The sequence below is a fragment of the Azospirillum melinis genome, from assembly GCF_013340935.1.
Classification (GTDB): domain Bacteria; phylum Pseudomonadota; class Alphaproteobacteria; order Azospirillales; family Azospirillaceae; genus Azospirillum; species Azospirillum melinis.
In genome coordinates this window covers 49573-67767 of record NZ_WHOS01000010.1, presented here as the reverse complement: position 1 = coordinate 67767, position 18195 = coordinate 49573, and the positions used below count along the sequence as shown (strand labels likewise).

Below are 18195 nucleotides of genomic sequence, written 5' to 3'. Positions count from 1 at the left end.
CCGGAAGACCGAACCTGTTCAGGCCAGATCGCGCACGTCGGCCAGATGGCCGGTTACCGCCGCCGCCACGGCCATCGCCGGGCTGACAAGGTGGGTGCGGCCGCCGCGGCCCTGACGGCCTTCGAAGTTGCGGTTCGAAGTCGAGGCGCTGCGCTCACCCGGAGCCAGACGGTCGGCGTTCATCGCCAGGCACATGGAGCAGCCCGGCTCGCGCCACTCGAAGCCGGCCTCGGTGAAGATCTTGTCCAGACCCTCTTCCTCGGCCTGCTCCTTGACCAGGCCCGAACCGGGAACCACCAGGGCGCGGACACCCTCGGCGACCTTGCGGCCCTTGGCGAGGTCGGCGGCGGCGCGCAGGTCTTCGATGCGGCCGTTGGTGCAGGAGCCGATGAACACGGTGTCGACCTTGACGCTCGACAGCGGCTGGCCGGGGGTCAGGCCCATGTAGGCCAGCGAGCGCTCGACGGCGGCGCGCTTGCCCTCGTCGGCGATGTCGGCCGGGTTCGGCACGGTCGCGGTGATCGGCAGCACGTCTTCCGGGCTGGTGCCCCAGGTGACCTGCGGCGCGATGTCGGCGGCGTTCAGCACGACGGTGGCGTCATAGACCGCACCCTCGTCCGACGGCAGCGTCTTCCAGTACTGGACGGCCTGCTCGAAGGCGCCGGCCTTCGGCGCCAGAGCGCGGCCCTGCACATACTCGAAGGTCTTCTCGTCCGGGGCGATCAGGCCGGCGCGGGCGCCGCCCTCGATAGCCATGTTGCAGACGGTCATGCGGCCTTCCATCGAGAGGTCGCGGATGGCTTCGCCCGCGAACTCGATGACGTAGCCTGTGCCGCCGGCGGTGCCGATCCTGCCGATGATGGCCAGCACGATGTCCTTGGCGGTGACGCCCGGGTTCACCTTGCCGTCCACGCGGATCAGCATGTTCTTGGCCGGCTTCTGCAGCAGGGTCTGGGTCGCCAGCACATGCTCGACCTCCGACGTGCCGATGCCGAAGGCCAGGGCGCCGAAGGCACCGTGCGTGGCGGTGTGGCTGTCGCCGCAGACGATGGTGGCGCCGGGCAGGGTGAAGCCCTGTTCCGGACCGACGATGTGGACGATGCCCTGGCGGACGTCGTCCATCGGGAAGTAGCGGACGCCGAAGTCGCGGGCGTTCTTGTCCAGCGTCTCGACCTGGATCCGGCTCTCCTCCTCGGTGATGCCCTTGGAGCGGTCGGTGGTGGGGACGTTGTGGTCGGGTACGGCGAGAGTGGCTTCCGGACGCCGCACCTTGCGGCCGGCGACGCGCAGTCCTTCGAACGCCTGCGGGCTGGTCACTTCATGGACCAGATGGCGGTCGATATAGAGGATGCAGGTGCCGTCGTCCTGGCGATGCACGACGTGGCTGTCCCAGATCTTGTCGAACAGAGTGCGCGGCTTGGACATCGGAAAAACTCTCTCTCGCGGTACGACAGGCGCAGAAGAAACGGAGGCCGCACCATAGCCTTGTGTCGTGCCGGGGACAAGCATTGCGCTACGTCTGTCGTCGCAAGCCTGTCCCCCGCAATATTATGACACTGGAGGCCGTTGAGGGGCGGACGGTGAGAGGGTGCTCAGGGCAGCATCTTGCCGGGGTTCAGCAGACCATTGGGGTCGAGCGTCGCCTTGATGGCGCGCAGCATGTCGAACTCCACCGGGCCCTTGATCGCCGGCATCTCGTCCTTCTTGAAGCGGCCGACGCCATGCTCGGCGGAGATCGAGCCGTCGAGTTTGAAGATCACCTCGTTGACGACATGGCAGATCTCGTCCCAGCGGTCGAGATAGGCCTTGGTGTCGGCGCCTTCGGGCTGGCTGAGGTTGAAGTGGATGTTGCCGTCGCCGACATGGCCGAAGGGGGTCGGACGGATGCCGGGGCAGGCCACCGCCACCGCCGCCTCCGCCAGTTCGATGAACTCGGCGACGCGGGACACCGGGATCGACACGTCGTTCTTGATCGAGCCGCCCTCGAACTTCTGCGCCTCGACGATGGCCTCGCGGATGAACCACAGCTGCTTGGCCTGGGCGTCCGACTGGGCCAGCGTGGCGTCGGTCGCCAGTTCGGCCTCGAACGCCTCGCCCAGCGCGGTTTCCACCGTTTCCTGGAAGGCGTCGGATTGGGTGCCGGCAGTCAGCTCGGTCAGGACATACCAGGGCGACGGCTCCGACAGCGGGTCGATGGTGCCGGCGACGTGGCGGAGGGCGAAGTCCAGGCAGCGGCGCGACATCAGTTCGAAGGCCGACACGGCGTCGCCGGAGGCGGCACGCAGGCGGGCCAGCAGCTCGATGGCGGCGGCCGGGCTTGGCACGGCGACGAAGGCGGTGATCGACTGGCGCGGGCGCGGGAACAGCTTCAGCACCGCGGCGGTGACGATGCCCAGCGTGCCCTCGGCGCCGATGAACAGGTTCTTCAGGTCGTAGCCGGTGTTGTTCTTGCGCAGGCGGCGCATGCCGTCCCAGACGCGGCCGTCGGCCAGCACCACCTCAAGACCCAGCACGAGGTCGCGGGTGTTGCCGTAGCGCAGGACGTTGATGCCGCCGGCATTGGTGGAGATCAGCCCGCCGATCTGCGCGGTGCCCTCCGCCCCCAGGCTGAGCGGGAACAGGCGGTCGGCGTCGGCCGCGGCCTCCTGTATGCTGGTCAGCACCACGCCGGCTTCGACCGTCATGGTGTAGTTCAGCGTGTCGATGTCGCGGATGCGGTTCAGGCGCGACAGGCTGAGAACGATCTCGCGCCCTTCCTCATAGGGGATCGAACCGCCGACGAGGCTGGTGTTGCCGCCCTGGGGCACGATGGGAATGCCGGCCTCGGCGCAGATCTTCACGACCGCCGCCACCTCGGCGGTGTTGGCCGGGCGGACCACCGCCGGGCTGTTGCCCTTGAAGCGCCCGCGCCACTCCGCAAGGTAGGGGGCCATGTCGGCGGCGTCGGTGAGGATGCCGGACGGGCCGACGATGGCGCGGATCTGGTCGAGGGCGGCGGCGACGGTCATGGCAAGGCGTCCGAAGCAGGTTAAAGGGCTTGCAATCGATCCCTTCTAACGTCTTCGCCGACCATTTTCTATCCCTTGGCGGCCGATGCGGATCTGTGTTGTCCCAGCCGTGCGAACAACCTTCCATCGATGGCGGCGAGGCCGCCGGCGATCAGTGCCATCCCGACCCCATGCCTGACCGCCAGCCGTTCGCCGAGAAACAGGCCGCCCAGCAGGATGGCACTGACCGGGATCAGGAACGTGACCAGCATCAGGTTGGTTGCGCCTGCCGATGCCAGGACGCGGAAGAAGATGACGTAGGCCAGAGCGGTGGACAGCAAGGCGATGCCCATGACGGCGCCCCAGGCGGTCGCACTGGGCATCGGCAGGGTCCAGGGACGATCAAGCAGGAGGGCCACCGGCACCAGCATCAGGGTGGAGGCGGTGACCTGCCCTGTCGCGGTGACCAGAGGCGACACCCCCATGCCCTTGAACCGGCGGCCGAAGATGCCGGCGAAGGAATAGGACAGGGCGGCACCCAGCACCGCAAGCTGCGGCAGCAGCCCGTTCCCCAGCCCGGCCAGTGCCGTCGGACCGATCATGACCGCCACGCCGGCGAAGCCGATGAGCACCCCGGCCAGCCGGTTGCCGGTCATCTTCTCATCTCTGGTCAGGACATGCGCAACCAGTACGCCGAACAGCGGGGTGGTGGCATTGAGGACCGAAGCGACGCCGCTGGCGATCTGTGTCTGTCCCCAGACGATCAGGCAGAAGGGAAGCAGGTTGTTCAATGCCCCCATGCCGAAGAAGGCGACCCATGTCCGGCGGTCCCGCGGCATCGGCAGTCCCAGGATCCGCAACAGCCCGCCGAGTGCCAGGGCCGCCAGCGCGACCCGCATTGCAACGATGGTGAGCGGCGGCAATTCCCGCACGGCGATGCCGACGAAGAAGAAGGAGCCGCCCCACAGGATCGAAAGCGCGATCAGAAGGCCCCAGTCGGTCAGGTCCATCGGCTTGTGGCTCGGTGCAGTCATCGGGCAGCCTCCATTGATGGCTTATGAGTGTTCGCTTGTATCTGTGTCAGGGGCTGGACATGCCGGGTTCCGGCATCCTGCACGGCGGTGTCGGCCGGTCGCGATCCGTTTCTTGCGGTGGAATTGCCATCGCCGTCGAAACGGATGTTTCAGGCGCCCGTGCCATGATCGGGCTTGACTCACGCGCCCCGCCGTTGGGCGGCCTTTCCTGCTCAATCGAGCTGAGCTAAAATTAGCCTCCAGCCCCAATATTGTGCAAACGAGCCTTTTTCCGCATGCAGTTGAGATTTTCTAAATCATGACGCTTTCCTTGCCCCCGCTTGCGGGCCTGCGCGCCTTCGAAGCGACCGCGCGTCACCTCAGTATGACGCTTGCCGCGCGGGAGCTGAACGTCACGCCCGGCGCGGTCAGCCTCCAGGTCAAAGAGTTGGAAACGGCGCTCGGCTTGCGGCTGTTCGAACGCAAGCCGCGCAGCCTCGCCTTGACCGCCGAGGGGGCGGCCTATCATGCGGCCATCCGCACCGCCTTCCGCCTGATTCGCGACGCGACCGCCGAACTCACGGCAGGGCTTCGCAGGCCGGAACTGACGCTGTCCTGCACCCCGGCCTTTGCCGTTCAATGGCTGGTTCCGCGTCTGCCGCGGTTCGAGGCGGCCGCGCCCGGGATCGATGTACGGATCGGGGTCACCAACCGGCTTGTCGATTTCGCTCAGGACCGTGTCGACGTCGCCGTGCGTCACGGGTTGGGCGCCTACGAAGGCCTATGTGCCGAGCGGTTGATCGACGACGAGCTGGTTCCGGTGTGCAGCCCCGACTATCTGCGCACCGCACCGCCGGTTCGGCATCCGGCCGATCTGGCAGCCGATCCGGCAGGGGGGCCAGCGGCTCACCGGCTTCTGCATGACGAGCACCGCGGGGATTGGGCGCTCTGGTTCCGAGCCGCCGGCGTGCCGGATGCGGGCGCCGATCGCGGGCCGGTTTTCGCCGATGGCAACGGGGTGATGGAGGCTGCCAGGGCCGGATTGGGTATAGCGCTGGTCCGGGACCGTTTTGCCGCCGACGATCTCGCAGCGGGGCGGCTTGTCGTCCTGTTCGACCAGCGCCTGTCGAACGGCCTCGCCTATCACCTCGTCTATCCTGGCGGGGCGGAGGAAAAGCCGGCGGTGGCCGCCTTTCTCCGCTGGATCAGGGCAGAGGCCGGCAGCGCCCTTATCCCCGCGGTGCCGCCGCCCGGCGCAGGCGGTCGTTGATCGCCAGACCCAAACCCACGTCGGGGATCGGCATGATCGCAATGCGGCGGGCGCCGCTCTGGTCAAGGCTGCGCAGGTGCGAGAACAGGTTGGCCGCGGCCTCGTTGAGGTCGCCTTCCAGGCTCAGGTTCAGCCGCGTGGTGCCGCCGAAGACGAAGCGGTCGGGGCCGAAGGTCAGGAACGCCTCGTCCTCTTCCGCCGACGACGCGTTCAGGCGCACCGCGGCGTTGGGGGCATAGTGGCTTTCCAACTGGCCGGGCGATTTCGGCGCCGTCGGATCGCCGGCCGACAGGCGGACCGGGCCGATCAGCCGCTCCATCTCGTCGGGCAGCACGGCGCCGGGGCGCAGAAGCGCCGCGTCGGGACCGGTCAGGTCGATGACGGTGGACTCCAGCCCCACCATGCATTTGCCGCCGGTGACGATGGCATCGACCCGGTCGCCCAGGCTTTCCAGCACATGATGCGGCGTGGTCGGGCTGACGGCGCCGGAGCGGTTGGCGCTGGGGGCAGCAATCGGCTTGCCGGCGGCGCGCAGGATCGCCTGCGCCACCGGATGGTTGGGCACGCGGATGGCGATGCTGTCCAGCCCGGCGCTGACCAGCAGCGACAGGGCGGAGTTGGCCGGGCGCGGCACGACCATGGTCAGCGGGCCGGGCCAGAACTGCGTCGCCAGATCGTGGGCGCGGTCGTCGAACAGGCCCCAGGAGTGGGCGGCGACCAGATCGGGGACATGGACGATCAGCGGATTGAACTGCGGCCGGCCCTTGGCGGCGAAGATCGCGGCAACGGCGCGGTCGTCGGTGGCGTCGGCCCCCAGCCCATAGACCGTCTCGGTCGGGAAGGCGACCAGACGGCCGGCGCGCAACAGGTCGGCCGCGCGGGCGATGCCGGCGGGGGTGGCCGGGATCAGCGCCGGGCGCTTCTCACCGGTATCGGGTGCGGAATGGTCGGTCACGGCGTCTTTCTAGCCCGTGCAGCAGCGGTGTCAATTCGCGCGGTTGCACCGGTGCCATGCCCAAGGTTATGAGGGGAGTGCGCAATCAACCAACACAACATGATGGGTGCGGGCATGACGGGCAAGGTCTTCACCGTGGCGCAGCAGAAAGGCGGCGCCGGCAAGACCACGCTGGCGGCCCACCTCGCCATCGCCTGGGCGCAGCTCGGCCACAAGGTCGCCACCGTGGACATCGACCCGCAGGGTAGCCTGACCCGCTGGCATGCCGTGCGGTCGGAGGCCACCGGCGGCCAGCCCGGTTTCACCCATGTGCAGATCACCGGCTGGCGCACCCAGGCCGAGGTGGAGAAGCTGGCCCGCGCCCACGACATCGTGGTGATCGACAGCCCGCCCCACGCCCAGACCGAAGCGCGCATCGCCGTCCGTGCCGCCACGCTGGTGGTGGCCCCGGTGCAGCCGAGCCCGATGGATCTGTGGGCGGTGCATCCAACCATCGATCTGGCGGCGCAGGAGAAGCGCCGGCTGCTGCTGGTTCTGAACCGGGTGCCGCCGCGCGCCCGCATCGCCGACGAACTGGTCGGCAAGGTGCATGAACTGGTCGCGCCGCCGGCGGTGGAGTTGGCGACGGCGCAGGTCGGCAACCGCACCGCCTATGCCGGCACGCTGATGACCGGGCTATCGGTGACGGAGGCCGCACGCAAGACCCAGGCGGCGGCCGAAATGCAGGCGCTGGCGGAAGAGATTCTGCAGCGGGTTTGAGAGAGCGGGTTTGAGGGGGCGCTCTTCGCAGAGTCCGCCCCCGCTCAACCTCAGTCCTTGAACTCGCCCATCGCCGACTGGATGTAGTTGGGCAGACCGATGTCGTCGATCAGGCTCAGCTGGGTTTCCAGATAATCGATGCGCTCTTCCGACTCTTCCAGCAGTTCGGACAGCTCGTCGCGCGACACGTAATCGGCCTTCTCCTCGCACACGGCGATGGCGTGGGCGATGCGGTCACGGGCCTCGCGCTCGGCGGCGAGGTCGCTGGACAGGATCTCCGGCACATCCTCGCCGATGCGCAGCTTGCCGAGATCCTGGAGGTTGGGGATTGCCTCGATGAACAGGATCCGTTCGATGATCTCGTCCGCGCTCTTCATCACTTCGATGGAGGCGTGATACTCCCACTTGCCCAGTGCCCTGACGCCCCAGTTCTTAAGCATGCGGGCGTGCAGGAAATACTGGTTGATCTGCGTCAGCTGGTCCTTCAGGACGATCTGAAGCTGGACGATGACGTCGCTGTTGCCCTTCATGATCCGTCCTCCGCTCAGGTGGGGAAGCCGCCCATGGCCGACTGCAGGTAATTCTGCAGGCCGAGCATGTCGATCAGGCCGAGCTGCTGTTCCAGCCAGTGGGCATGGTCTTCTTCGGTGTCGACCAGCAGTTCCAGCAGAATGCGTCGGGTGTCGTAATCCTTCACCTGCTCGCAATAGGCGATTGCCTCCTTGAGCGCGGCCACCACCTCATATTCGAGGGTCAGGTCGTTGCGCATCATCTCCGGCACGGTCTTGCCGATGTGAATCGGGTCGCGGCTGGCGACGTCGGGCGTGCCTTCCAGGAACAGGATGCGGCGGATCAGCTTGTCGGCATGCTCCAGCTCTTCCACCCGCTCGTGCGAAATGCGCTCGCTCAGCGCCTTGAGGCCCATGTCCTCCATGGTGCGGGCATGGGACAGATACTGGTCGGCCGCGCTCAGCTCACCGGTAAGCAGCTTGTTCAAACGGTCCAGGACCCCTTGATCGCCTTGCATGATGCGATACTCCGAAATAGACGATTTGTCGCACCTTGGCACAGCCGAAGGACTCGCACAATAAAAATCTCCATTTGAAACAATGATGTAGTTGATAGTCACTATCAATTGGGGCGATGCGGCCTGCCCAAAATACAGTCAGGGCCGGACTCCTGTTTTGCGAATCAATGTCAATTGCGATAAGGGAGGATTTCCGCCGAATTCCCGGCCCGTACTGCCGGCTTTGACTTGCGGCGGTGCAGCGATGCTTGGGCGGGAGAACAGGCCGGCCGGCATGCCGGTTCCAACTGCGGCAATCGGGGCCGCCGCATTGAGGCAGGGGCCGTTCCGTGCTAACAGACCGCGGGATTTCTCCGCCCTTCATTCCAACGACAGCCGGATTGCGGCCATGACGACGACCACCCCCTCGGCTCCCGTCTCGGAGTTCCTGCGCACCCTTCAGGATCGCGGGTTCATCCACCAGTGCACCGACTTCGCCACGCTGGACGAGCGTGCGACGAAGGGGCCGATCGTCGCCTATATCGGCTTCGACTGCACCGCCGACAGCCTGCATGTCGGCAGCCTGCTGCCGATCATGATGCTGCGCTGGTTGCAGAAGACCGGTCACAAGCCGATCGTCCTGATGGGCGGCGGCACCACCAAGATCGGCGATCCGTCGGGCAAGGACGAGGCGCGCCAGCTGCTGACCGACGAGGTCATCGCCAACAACATGGCGGGCATCAAGCGCATCTTCGGACGCTACCTGACCTTCGGGGACGGTCCGACCGACGCGGTGATGGCGAACAACGCCGACTGGCTGGACGAGCTGAAATACATCCCGCTGCTGCGCGACATCGGCCGCCATTTCACCATCAACCGGATGATGAGCTTCGAGTCGGTCAAGCTGCGGCTGGACCGCGAGCAGCCGCTGACCTTCCTCGAATTCAACTACATGATCCTGCAAGCCTACGATTTCGTGGAGCTGAAGCGCCGCTACGACTGCACCTTGCAGATGGGCGGTTCGGACCAGTGGGGTAACATCGTCAACGGCGTCGAACTTGGCCGCCGCACCGACGGCGCCGACCTGTTCGGCCTGACCACGCCGCTGCTGACCACCTCGTCGGGCGCCAAGATGGGCAAGACGGCGGCCGGTGCGGTGTGGCTGACCGCGGACAAGCTCAGCAGCTATGATTTCTGGCAGTACTGGCGCAACACCGAAGATGCCGACGTCGGCCGCTTCCTGCGCCTCTACACCGAACTGCCGCTGGACGAGGTCGCCCGGCTGGAGAGCCTGCAGGGCGCCGAGATCAACGAAGCCAAGAAGATCCTCGCCAACGAGGTGACGAAGCTTGCCCATGGCGAGGAGGCCGCACTCGAGGCCGCCGAGACCGCGCGCCGCGCCTTCGAGGAAGGTGCCGCGGCCGAGGGGCTGCCCAGCATCGAAGTCGCCCGCGCCGATCTGGAAGCCGGCCTGCCGGTGGTGGACCTGCTTGTGGCGGCCGGGCTGGCTGCGTCGAAGGGCGAGGCGCGCCGCCTGATCAAGGGCGGCGGGGCCAAGCTGAACGACGGGCCGATTGCCGACGAGACGGTGAAGGCGACCGCTGCCGACCTGAACGGCGACGGCGTGGTGAAGCTCAGCGCCGGCAAGAAGCGCCACGCGCTGGTGAAGGTGGGCTGAAGGCTTTGCAGGGGAGGAGGGCCGCCGGGTTGCCGGCGCTCCTCCCCTTCACCGTGTATGCGCTTCCGGCGGCGGTCTGGTGTCCGGCGTCGGCGTGCCGTCGCCGCCCAGGAAGAACAGGTTGCGCAGGAAGCCCGGCGCCAGCACCGCCAGCGGGTTGACCGACACGTCCGGGTCGGACAGAGGGCCCTGGACATGCCAGGTGGCGGAGAAGATGCCCTGGCCCTCGCCGCCGCTCAGCACGTCGCCCAGCAGCGGGATCTGGCCGATCAGGCGGTTCAGGCCATAGACCGGGACGATGGTGCCCTGCAGGTTGGCGGTTTCCGTCTCCAGATCGATCTGGCCCTCCAGCGTCAGGCCGAGCGCCGAGCCGGAGGTGCGCAGGTCCTTCAGGGTCAGCAGGCGGCCCTCCTTGCGGAAATCCGCCGACATGCGGCCGAAATTGACGCCCTTGCCGCCGCCCAGCAGCTCGGCGAAGCCGGACGGCGAGATGGCGTTCAGGATGCGCGCCAGGGCCGGCACGTCGATCAGGGTGTAGTCGCGGATCTCCGCCTTGCCGACGATGGCGGCATCGGCCCGCGGTTCGGCCGACCGGCCGGTCAGGGTCAGCCGTCCGCCGCGCATGCGGTCGTTCAGATCCATCGCCTGCAGGGCCGACCCCAGATCCTCGGCGTTGATCGCGAGGTCGTAGACACCCTGCGGACCCGGCCGCCATTTCAGCGACACCCCGCCGCCTTCGCTGCGGCCGGTGAGGTCCAGCAGAGTCCAGGCGCTGGCGTCCCGTTTCATGGATCCCGCGACCTGCCGCAGCCGCCGGCCGTCGCCGAACACCACCGAGTCGAACTTGATGGCGATGTCCAGCGGGGTCTTGCGGCCGTCGTCGGTGGGTGACGGCGGCTTCTTGGGCGGCGGCGTAACCGCGCCCTCGCCGGACGGCGTCTTGCCGGTCAGGCCGCGGGCGTCCAGGCTGGCGCCGGTGATGGTCCCGGCATAGCCGCCGGAAGATGGGCCTCCAGCTGGCCCGCCGGGCTTCAGCGGGGGCAGCACGGTCAGGTCGGCGCGCAGGTCGGTCTGGCCCAGCTTGAAGCTGGGGGTCTGCACCCGCGCCACCCGCTTGCCGCCGTCGGCCAGCTCCAGATTGGTGACGGCCTTCAACCCGCCGGCGTCGACGGTCAGGTTACTGATGCGGGTCGGGCGGTCCTTGTCGAACTCCAGCGTCAGCTTGCCGGTGCCGGGCTTGCCGGGGGGCTTGGCCCAGCCGAGTTCCTCGATGGACAGCCGGGTCTTTTCCAGGTTCAGGGTGCCGGTCAGCAGAAGCTTGTGCTTGCGGTCCACCGTGAACAGGATGTCGGCGCCGAAGGGACCCTGCACCCGGTCTTCCAGGTCGATGCCATGGGCGCGCAGGTCGTCGGCGGTGGCCTCCCCCTTTACCGCGATGCGGGTGCGCGGGCCTTTGGCCGCACTGTCGAAGGATTCGTTCCAGTCGATGGCGACCGGGATGCCGTCCAGCTTGGTGGTGCCCTTGATCTGCATCGCCTTCAGGTCGAGCGCTAGTGACAGCTCGCCGTCGGTGGCGTTCATCCCGGCCGCCACCTTCTCCACCCCCACCTTGCGCAGCTTGCCGGTCACGTCGAGGTCGAGCTGCTCCACCTTCAGGTCGGCCAGCAGCGGGAAGGCGAAATGCAGCTTCGCCTCGGCCGTGCCCTGGGTGCGCGCCGGATCCATCTCCAGCTTGGTGGGATAGCCCAGCGGCGGCATGTCGATCAGGGTCAGGATCGAGCGGACCGGTCCCTGCACCGGCAGGCGGATGTCCATCGTCTCCTTGCCGACGTCCAGCCCGCCGATCACCACCTTGCCGTCGCCGACCTCGATGTCGCCCGATTTCGCATCGGCGATCCGGCCGCCCTTGGTCAGGACGGTGAAGGTCTTGCCGTCGGTCGTCGCCTCCACGCTGGCGCCGGTGACCGGCGTCAGGTTGTGGAAATAGCGGACGCTGATGTCCTCGCCGGCGATGGTGGCGAGGAAGTGCGTCTGCTCGGGCGGCTCTCCCGACGGCTTCCCTGACCCGTCGAGCGGCACGGACAGCGCCGCCTCCGCCCGCGCCTGCGTCACCGTTCCGTGCGACAGGTTGCGGGTCACCCACTCGCGCGCGTTGGGACCGGCGACGGTGGGCCAATAGCGGCGAAGCTCGTCCAGCGCCACGCCGCGGGCGGTCGCCTGCGTCTCCACCGCCATGCGGTTGCCCTCGCGCCGGGCGGTGGCGGTGGCCTCCACCCGCGGCTGCGGTCCGCCGGCCTCGCCCAGCACGGCCTCGAACCCGTCGAGTTCGATGCGGTCGCGGTCGCCATGCAGGCGTAGCTGGGCCGAGCCCACCGGCACCGGCCCTTCGAACAGGTCGGGCCGCAGCAGCCGGCCGCGGTCGGCAACGATGTCGGCCTTGCCGCCGGTCGGCTGGAACGACGGATCGAAGGCCACCTCCACCGTGCCCGACAGCGGCAGGTCCGCTGCCTTCAGCGGCGTCAGCACCGGGGCGAGATCGGCGAAAGCGGCGGGGACGAAGCCGGTCAGCCGCGCGATTGCCCGGCCGTCCTTGTCCACCCCCTGCTGTCCCGACAGCTCCAGCCCGGCGGTGCGCCCACCGGCGGTCAGCGACAGGCGGGCCTGGAGGTCGCGGCCGCGGTCGGTTTCGGCCAACTGGCCCTGGGCGCTCAGCGCCAGCGGTTCGCCACCGTCCGGCGCGCCGGCCTTCAGCGACAAATCCTCGACCCGCAGCCGCCGGCCCGGAACGTCCAGCTTGCCGCGCAAGGCAAGGCTTTGCACCGCGACCGGCTCCGGCCGCAGAGCGGGCAGGGCGACGATGCCGGCGTCACCGCGCAGGTTCAGGTCGACCGTCAGGGGTTCGAAGCGGCGGTCGAGCCGCGCCGTGACGGTGCCGGACATCGGCAGCTTCACCGCCGACAGCGGCGCCAGGGCCGGTCCGAACTCCGCCAATGCCGCCGGCTCCAGCCCGTCCACGGACATGGTCAGGTCGCTGGTGGTGTCGGCGATGTTGTAGCGGCCGGCGGCGGAGACGGTCACGGCACGTTGGGGGACCGTTCCACCGGCATTGCCGAGGTCGAGCGTCACGCGGGCACGGCCCTGGGCGCCCTCGGCGTCGCGGGTCAGCACCATGTCGGCGCGGGTGGCGTGCCAGGCCAGATCGAGCATGCGGTTCTCGACCCGCAGGTCGGCTCCCGTCACCGACAGCCGGCGCAGCAATCCCAGCGGCCGGTCGATGTCGGGCGGCTGGCGCAGGCTTTCCAGAGCCTCGTCGATCAGGTCGGGATTGCCGTCCTCGGCCTTGCGGGTGGACTGCGCATCCGACCGCACGTCGAAGGCGAGGCTGCCGTCGGCCCGGCGCAGCACGGACAGGCGCGGCCGGACCAGATCGAGGCGCGTCGGCGACAGGGTGCCGCGGAGCAGCGCCGGGATGGAGAAGCCGATGCCCATCTCCGGCACCGCGGCCAGCTCCGCCCCGTCGGCATTCAGCGCCTGCACCCGCCGGGCGCGCAGGTCGAGACGGCGGCCGGCGACCTCAAGCCCGTCCTCTTCCTCCAGCGACAGCACCAGTTCGCCGATGTCGACGTGGAAACGGCCGTCGCGGTCGCTCAGCGCCTGTTCGACATAGGGGATCAGCGGGTCGAGCGCGACCGGCCCCTGCGCCAGGCGCCAGGCGAACAGCCCGCCGGCCGCCAGCGCCACGGCGCCGATCCCGGTCAGCGTCAGGCTGATCATCTTCGCGGTGCGCCGGATCATCGGGCACCGTGAGGAAGAGAGGGAGAATCGGCCCGATTGACCTTCTCGTCTGAGACGTGCAGCTTTCTGCACATGTTTTGAGCAAGAAAGACAGCCGTCATGCCGAGTCCCATCGCGTTCTCAAGCCCCTTGCCGAAGCCCTTCGACAGCGCGCAGGCGGCGCTGGGGATGGAGCGCTGGCGCCAGCAGGCCGCCGCGGCGGAGCCGGAGACCCGCGCCTGGGCGGAGGCTTTCGCCGATTCGGAGACCGGCCGGGCGCTGGTCGAGGCGGTGTGCGGCAACAGCCCGTATCTCGGCCACAGCCTGACGCGGGAGCTGCCCTTCGTCGCCCGTACGATGCAGGACGGTTTCGACGACACCTTCGCTGCGCTGATCGCCTCGCTCCATGCCGAGCATGGCGAGGAGAAGTCGATGGACAGGCTGATGGCGGGCCTGCGGGTGGCGAAGCGGCGGGCGGCGCTGCTGATCGCGCTGGCCGACATTGCCGGTGTCTGGCCGCTGTTCCGCGTCACCGGCGCCCTGTCGGAGCTGGCGGAGACGGGGGTCCGGCTGGCCGCGAATTTCCTGCTGCGCCGCGCCGGGGAGGCGGGGACGCTGACGCTGCCGGATCCGCAGCGACCGTGGGTCAGTTCGGGCCTGATCGTTTTGGGCATGGGTAAGCTTGGCGGGCGCGAACTCAACTATTCCAGCGACATCGACCTGATCGTCCTGTACGACGACGCTGTTGTGCAGACGCCCCAGCCGGACAACCTCGCGCGAACCTTCATCAGGCTCGCACGCGATCTTGTCCGCATTATGGATGAACGGACCAAGGACGGCTACGTCTTCCGCACCGACCTTCGGCTTAGGCCGGACCCCGGCGCGACGCCGCTGGCGGTTTCCGTCTCCGCGGCCGAAATTTATTACGGCAGCGTCGGCCAGAACTGGGAACGCGCGGCCATGATCAAGGCCCGTCCCATCGCCGGCGATCCCGAGGCGGGCGCCTCTTTCCTCCGATTCCTTGAGCCTTTTGTCTGGCGTCGCAACCTGGATTTCGCCGCCATCCAGGACATCCACTCGATCAAGCGCCAGATCAACGCCCACAAGGGTCACCGCGAGGTGACCGTCAACGGCCACGACATCAAGGTCGGCCGCGGCGGCATCCGCGAGATCGAGTTCTTCGCCCAGACCCAGCAGCTGATCTTCGGCGGGCGCGACCCGCGCGTGCGCATCGCCCCGACCCTGATGGCGAACGAGGCGTTGCGCGATGTCGGCCGCGTCCCGCCGCAGACGGTGGAGGAGCTTGCCGGGGCCTATCATTTCCTGCGCCGTGTCGAACACCGCATCCAGATGATCGACGACCAGCAGACCCATCGTATTCCCGCCGACGATGCCGGTGTGGCGCATCTGGCCATTTTCCTCGGCTATGACGACCCCGCCGCCTTCCGGGCCGAGCTGCTGGCGACGCTGGGGCAGGTCGAGGACCGCTATGCCGAACTGTTCGAGGAGGCGCCGTCGCTCTCCGGCCCCGGCAATCTGGTCTTCACCGGCACCGACCCCGATCCGGGCACGGTGGAGACGCTGAAGGGCATGGGCTTCGCCGATCCGGCCCGCGTCATCAGCGTGGTGTCGGCCTGGCATCGCGGCCGCTACCGCGCCACCCGGTCCGGCCGGGCGCGGGAGTTGCTGACGGAACTGACGCCGGCCCTGCTGAGCGCGCTGACCAAGACCCCGGCCCCCGATTCGGCGCTGATGAACTTCGACGATTTCCTCGGCAAGCTGCCGGCCGGTGTCGGTCTGTTCTCGCTGTTCGTCGCCAATCCCTGGCTGCTGGAACTGGTGGCTGAGATCATGGGTATCGCGCCGCAGATGGCGCAGACCCTGTCGCGCAACCCGTCGCTGCTCGACGCCGTGCTGTCGCCGGACTTCTTCGACCCGCTGCCGGGCAAGGAGGATGGGCTGGCCGACGACCATGCCCGCGTGATGGCGCCGGCCCGCGATTTCGAGGATGCGCTGACGCTGTCGCGGCGCTGGACCAACGACCAGCGCTTCCGCGCCGGGGTCCATATCCTGCGCGGCATCACCGACGGCGACCGCTGCGGTGCCTTCCTGGCCGATCTGGCCGACATCGTTGTCCCCGACCTTGCCCGCCGGGTGGAGGAGGAGTTCGCCCAGCGCCACGGCCGTATTCCCGGCGGGGCCTGGGTGGTGGTGGCGATGGGCAAGCTGGGCAGCCGGCAGCTGACCATCACGTCCGACATCGACCTGATCGTCATCTACGACGTGGCGCCGGGAGACGGCCCCCGTCTTTCGGATGGGGCGAAGCCGCTGTCGCCCAACGAGTATTACATCAAGCTGACCCAGCGGCTGACCAACGCAATCACCGCACCGATGGGCGACGGGCGGCTCTACGAGGTCGACATGCGGCTGCGCCCGTCGGGCAATGCCGGACCGCTCGCCACCTCGCTGGATGCCTTCCTCAAATATCAGGCGACCGATGCCTGGACCTGGGAGCATATGGCCCTGACCCGCGCCCGGGTGATCGGCGGCGATGCGGAACTGGCCGGGCGGGTGACGGGGGCGATCCGCTCGGTGCTGACGGCGCCGCGCGATGCCGACCGGCTGCTGTGGGACGTGGCCGACATGCGGCGGCGGATCGAGAAGGAGTTCGGGACGACCAATGTCTGGAACGTCAAATACGCTCGCGGCGGCCTGATCGACATCGAGTTCATCGCCCAGTACCTGCAACTGCGCCATGGTCACGAGCGGCCGGACATCCTGCACATCGGCACCGCCAAGGCGCTGGGCTGCGCCGCCCGGACGGGCGCGCTGGCGCCGGAGGTGGCGGAGGATCTGGAGACGACGCTGCGGCTATGGCGGCGGGTGCAGGGCTTCCTGCGGCTCACCACCGCCGGGGTGCTCGACCCCAATCAGGTGTCGCCCAGCCTGCTGGCCGGGCTGGTCCGCGCCGCCTTTCCTGCCGACTTTCAGGGCGAGCGTGAGCCTGGCGCTGTTGACTTCCCCGAACTGGACCACAGAATCCGTGCCGTCGCCGCCCGCGCCCATGGCCACTTTAAGGCCCTGGTCGAGGAGCCGGCGGGCCGTCTGGCCCCACCCACCACCACGCCTCCGGCCTGAGAACCCGTTTCCCGGCCGGCAAGAAGAAGGATAGTCAAGCAGCCATGACCGTAGACGTCGGATCGCCCGCCCCGGATTTCACCATGCCGACCGACGGCGGGGGCAGCGTCACGCTGTCGGCCCTGCGCGGCAAGCCGGTGGTTCTGTATTTCTACCCGAAGGACGACACGTCGGGCTGCACCTCGGAAGCCTGCGGCTTCCGCGACCAGCTGCCCGACTTTTCCGCCATCGATGCGGTGGTGGTCGGCGTGTCCAAGGACAGTGTCGCCAGCCACGACAAGTTCAAGGCGAAGCATGAACTGACCTTCACGCTGGCGTCGGACACCGACGGCGCCGTCTGCGAGGCCTATGGCACCTGGGTCGAGAAGAGCATGTACGGCCGCAAGTACATGGGCATCGACCGCGCCACCTTCCTGATCGACAAGGACGGCGTGGTGCGCAACGTCTGGCGCAAGGTGAAGGTCACCGGCCATGTCGCCGCGGTTCTGAAGGCCGTGCAAGCGCTCTAACCTTAAGCGGGAGGGCGGAGCGCCTTTTTCTCCCGGTGTGGACCGTAGGGGAAGACGCTCCGCCGGCTCGGCTATTCCTCCGGCGTGTGGGCGTACGCCACAAGGGTATTTTTAGAATCGCCCCAAACCTGCCTACACTTCGTGCATTCCGGCACCAGAGGCCGCGCAGCCCACCGCGGTTTTGGTCCTTCGGCTGCCCCCAGGGATGCACATGCCATGAACGTTGCGAACATAGCCCGGCGCCTCGTCGCCGGAGAGCTTCACTATGCGCTGGGCCGCTTCGAGTCGGTCCGGCGCGGCTACAGTGCCCTGCGCCGCCTGTCCCCCCGGTCGCGCCAGCGGGCGCCGGCCGGCCCGCCCATCGCCTTGCCTCCGCTGCCGGCCACCCTGTTCGCTGGCCAGACGGTGGAGCGCGCGCTGGGCGACCTGCGTCGCGACTCGATCGCGCTCGGTTTCGACCTGCCCTGGTCGATGGTCGAGGAAATGGTGGAGTTCGCCACCCACTCCCCCCTGCAGCGGCGGCTGCGCGACGACCGCGTGTTCTATCGCCACGACGTCCGCAAGGGCCGGCTGGAGGATGGGTCGCCCGCGGTGATGGGCATCGTCCCCGATCCGCTGGACTGTCCGGCGGTGCGCCGGGTCTGCCGCGATCCGCTGCTGATGGAGTGTGCCGGCAAGTTCCTGGGCTTCCCCGCGACCAAGATCATCCCGCGCCTGTTCTGGAGCTTCGTCACCGACGCCACCGACGACGAGCGCCGCCAGCTGGGCCAGACCATCGACTGGCATTTCGACGTCCACGACTTCCATTTCTGTTCGGCGCAGTTCTACCTGACCGATGTCGGGCCGGGTGCCGGGGAGCATGCGCTGGTCCGCGGCAGCCATCACGGCAAGTCGCTGCGCATGCTGATGGGCTCGGCGAACGTCCGCGACGAGCAGCTCTTCACCCACTTCGACCGCGACCGCATCCTGGTGGTGGAGGGGCCGGCCGGCACCGGTTTCCTGGAGGACACCTCCTGCTACCACCGCGCCACCCCGCCGGCCAGCCGCGAGCGGCTGATGCTGCAGCTCTGGCTCAGCTGAGCTAGACTGCCCCGCATCGCCACAGG

At 68.2% G+C, this 18195-nt stretch carries 13 protein-coding genes; 6 read left to right on the top strand and 7 right to left on the bottom strand.

All coding sequences use genetic code 11. The features are described from left to right. Positions 1–18: 18 nt before the first annotated feature. The 3 genes from leuC to GBZ48_RS09920 all read right to left on the bottom strand — a co-directional run bounded on the left by leuC (position 19) and on the right by GBZ48_RS09920 (position 4021). Positions 19–1425 carry a 3-isopropylmalate dehydratase large subunit gene (gene leuC / locus GBZ48_RS09930; RefSeq protein ID WP_174470889.1) on the bottom strand — a complete coding sequence of 469 codons (1407 nt, stop codon included), beginning with the start codon at positions 1423–1425 and terminating at the stop codon, positions 19–21. 167 nt (positions 1426–1592) lie between these two features. Then, positions 1593–3008: an FAD-binding oxidoreductase gene (locus GBZ48_RS09925; protein ID WP_174470888.1), complete on the bottom strand. Its 1416-nt coding sequence runs from the start codon at positions 3006–3008 to the stop codon at positions 1593–1595. Between the two features lie 68 nt (positions 3009–3076). Further along, positions 3077–4021: a DMT family transporter gene (locus GBZ48_RS09920; RefSeq protein WP_174470887.1), complete on the bottom strand. Its 945-nt coding sequence runs from the start codon at positions 4019–4021 to the stop codon at positions 3077–3079. A gap of 298 nt (positions 4022–4319) precedes the next feature. Here GBZ48_RS09920 and gcvA point away from each other — a divergent pair, with 298 nt between their 5' ends. Next, complete coding sequence (gene gcvA / locus GBZ48_RS09915) at positions 4320–5270, top strand: transcriptional regulator GcvA (RefSeq protein WP_174470886.1); 951 nt, start codon at positions 4320–4322, stop codon at positions 5268–5270. Here the strand turns inward: gcvA and GBZ48_RS09910 are convergent. Continuing rightward, positions 5230–6225, bottom strand: a complete 996-nt coding sequence (locus GBZ48_RS09910; RefSeq protein ID WP_174470885.1) for an L-threonylcarbamoyladenylate synthase — start codon at positions 6223–6225, stop codon at positions 5230–5232. The genes gcvA and GBZ48_RS09910 overlap by 41 nt on opposite strands. A 114-nt stretch (positions 6226–6339) precedes the next feature. On the opposite strand from GBZ48_RS09910, the gene parA reads away from it, so the two are divergent. Next, complete coding sequence (gene parA / locus GBZ48_RS09905) at positions 6340–6984, top strand: ParA family partition ATPase (protein WP_174470884.1); 645 nt, start codon at positions 6340–6342, stop codon at positions 6982–6984. Between the two features lie 50 nt (positions 6985–7034). Here parA and bfr (GBZ48_RS09900) read toward each other — a convergent pair whose 3' ends face one another. Together bfr (GBZ48_RS09900) and bfr (GBZ48_RS09895) are read right to left on the bottom strand one after the other, a co-directional pair. Beyond that, positions 7035–7514, bottom strand: coding sequence for a bacterioferritin (gene bfr / locus GBZ48_RS09900; protein WP_174470883.1), 480 nt, complete (start codon positions 7512–7514; stop codon positions 7035–7037). Positions 7515–7528: 14 nt separating this feature from the next. Continuing rightward, positions 7529–8011 carry a bacterioferritin gene (gene bfr, locus GBZ48_RS09895; RefSeq protein ID WP_174470882.1) on the bottom strand — a complete coding sequence of 161 codons (483 nt, stop codon included), beginning with the start codon at positions 8009–8011 and terminating at the stop codon, positions 7529–7531. 388 nt (positions 8012–8399) lie between these two features. On the opposite strand from bfr (GBZ48_RS09895), the gene tyrS reads away from it, so the two are divergent. Next, on the top strand, positions 8400–9668 hold the full coding sequence (gene tyrS, locus GBZ48_RS09890; RefSeq protein ID WP_174470881.1) for a tyrosine--tRNA ligase: 1269 nt from the start codon (positions 8400–8402) through the stop codon (positions 9666–9668). 48 nt (positions 9669–9716) lie between these two features. On the opposite strand, the gene GBZ48_RS09885 is transcribed toward tyrS, so the two are convergent. Further along, the gene (locus tag GBZ48_RS09885; RefSeq protein WP_174470880.1) at positions 9717–13463 is read right to left on the bottom strand and encodes a DUF3971 domain-containing protein; all 3747 of its coding nucleotides are present in this window, start codon (positions 13461–13463) and stop codon (positions 9717–9719) included. A 99-nt stretch (positions 13464–13562) separates the two neighbouring features. Between GBZ48_RS09885 and GBZ48_RS09880 the strand changes: the two genes are divergently transcribed. The 3 genes from GBZ48_RS09880 to GBZ48_RS09870 all read left to right on the top strand — a co-directional run bounded on the left by GBZ48_RS09880 (position 13563) and on the right by GBZ48_RS09870 (position 18169). Next, positions 13563–16580, top strand: coding sequence for a bifunctional [glutamine synthetase] adenylyltransferase/[glutamine synthetase]-adenylyl-L-tyrosine phosphorylase (locus GBZ48_RS09880; RefSeq protein WP_174470879.1), 3018 nt, complete (start codon positions 13563–13565; stop codon positions 16578–16580). A 44-nt stretch (positions 16581–16624) separates the two neighbouring features. Then, positions 16625–17089: a thioredoxin-dependent thiol peroxidase gene (gene bcp / locus GBZ48_RS09875; RefSeq protein WP_174470878.1), complete on the top strand. Its 465-nt coding sequence runs from the start codon at positions 16625–16627 to the stop codon at positions 17087–17089. A 216-nt stretch (positions 17090–17305) separates the two neighbouring features. After that, positions 17306–18169, top strand: coding sequence for a phytanoyl-CoA dioxygenase family protein (locus tag GBZ48_RS09870; protein ID WP_174470877.1), 864 nt, complete (start codon positions 17306–17308; stop codon positions 18167–18169). The last annotated feature ends 26 nt before the right edge of the window (positions 18170–18195 follow it).

Excerpts from the sequence above, each read along its gene's own strand:
- gcvA (WP_174470886.1), top strand. The coding sequence starts at position 4,320 with ATGACGCTTTCCTTGCCCCCGCTTGCGGGCCTGCGCGCCTTCGAAGCG.
- GBZ48_RS09880 (WP_174470879.1), top strand. The coding sequence starts at position 13,563 with ATGCCGAGTCCCATCGCGTTCTCAAGCCCCTTGCCGAAGCCCTTCGAC.
- parA (WP_174470884.1), top strand. The coding sequence starts at position 6,340 with ATGACGGGCAAGGTCTTCACCGTGGCGCAGCAGAAAGGCGGCGCCGGC.
- GBZ48_RS09885 (WP_174470880.1), bottom strand. The coding sequence starts at position 13,463 with ATGATCCGGCGCACCGCGAAGATGATCAGCCTGACGCTGACCGGGATC.
- leuC (WP_174470889.1), bottom strand. The coding sequence starts at position 1,425 with ATGTCCAAGCCGCGCACTCTGTTCGACAAGATCTGGGACAGCCACGTC.
- GBZ48_RS09870 (WP_174470877.1), top strand. The coding sequence starts at position 17,306 with ATGAACGTTGCGAACATAGCCCGGCGCCTCGTCGCCGGAGAGCTTCAC.
- bfr (WP_174470882.1), bottom strand. The coding sequence starts at position 8,011 with ATGCAAGGCGATCAAGGGGTCCTGGACCGTTTGAACAAGCTGCTTACC.
- GBZ48_RS09925 (WP_174470888.1), bottom strand. The coding sequence starts at position 3,008 with ATGACCGTCGCCGCCGCCCTCGACCAGATCCGCGCCATCGTCGGCCCG.
- GBZ48_RS09920 (WP_174470887.1), bottom strand. The coding sequence starts at position 4,021 with ATGACTGCACCGAGCCACAAGCCGATGGACCTGACCGACTGGGGCCTT.
- bfr (WP_174470883.1), bottom strand. The coding sequence starts at position 7,514 with ATGAAGGGCAACAGCGACGTCATCGTCCAGCTTCAGATCGTCCTGAAG.
- tyrS (WP_174470881.1), top strand. The coding sequence starts at position 8,400 with ATGACGACGACCACCCCCTCGGCTCCCGTCTCGGAGTTCCTGCGCACC.
- bcp (WP_174470878.1), top strand. The coding sequence starts at position 16,625 with ATGACCGTAGACGTCGGATCGCCCGCCCCGGATTTCACCATGCCGACC.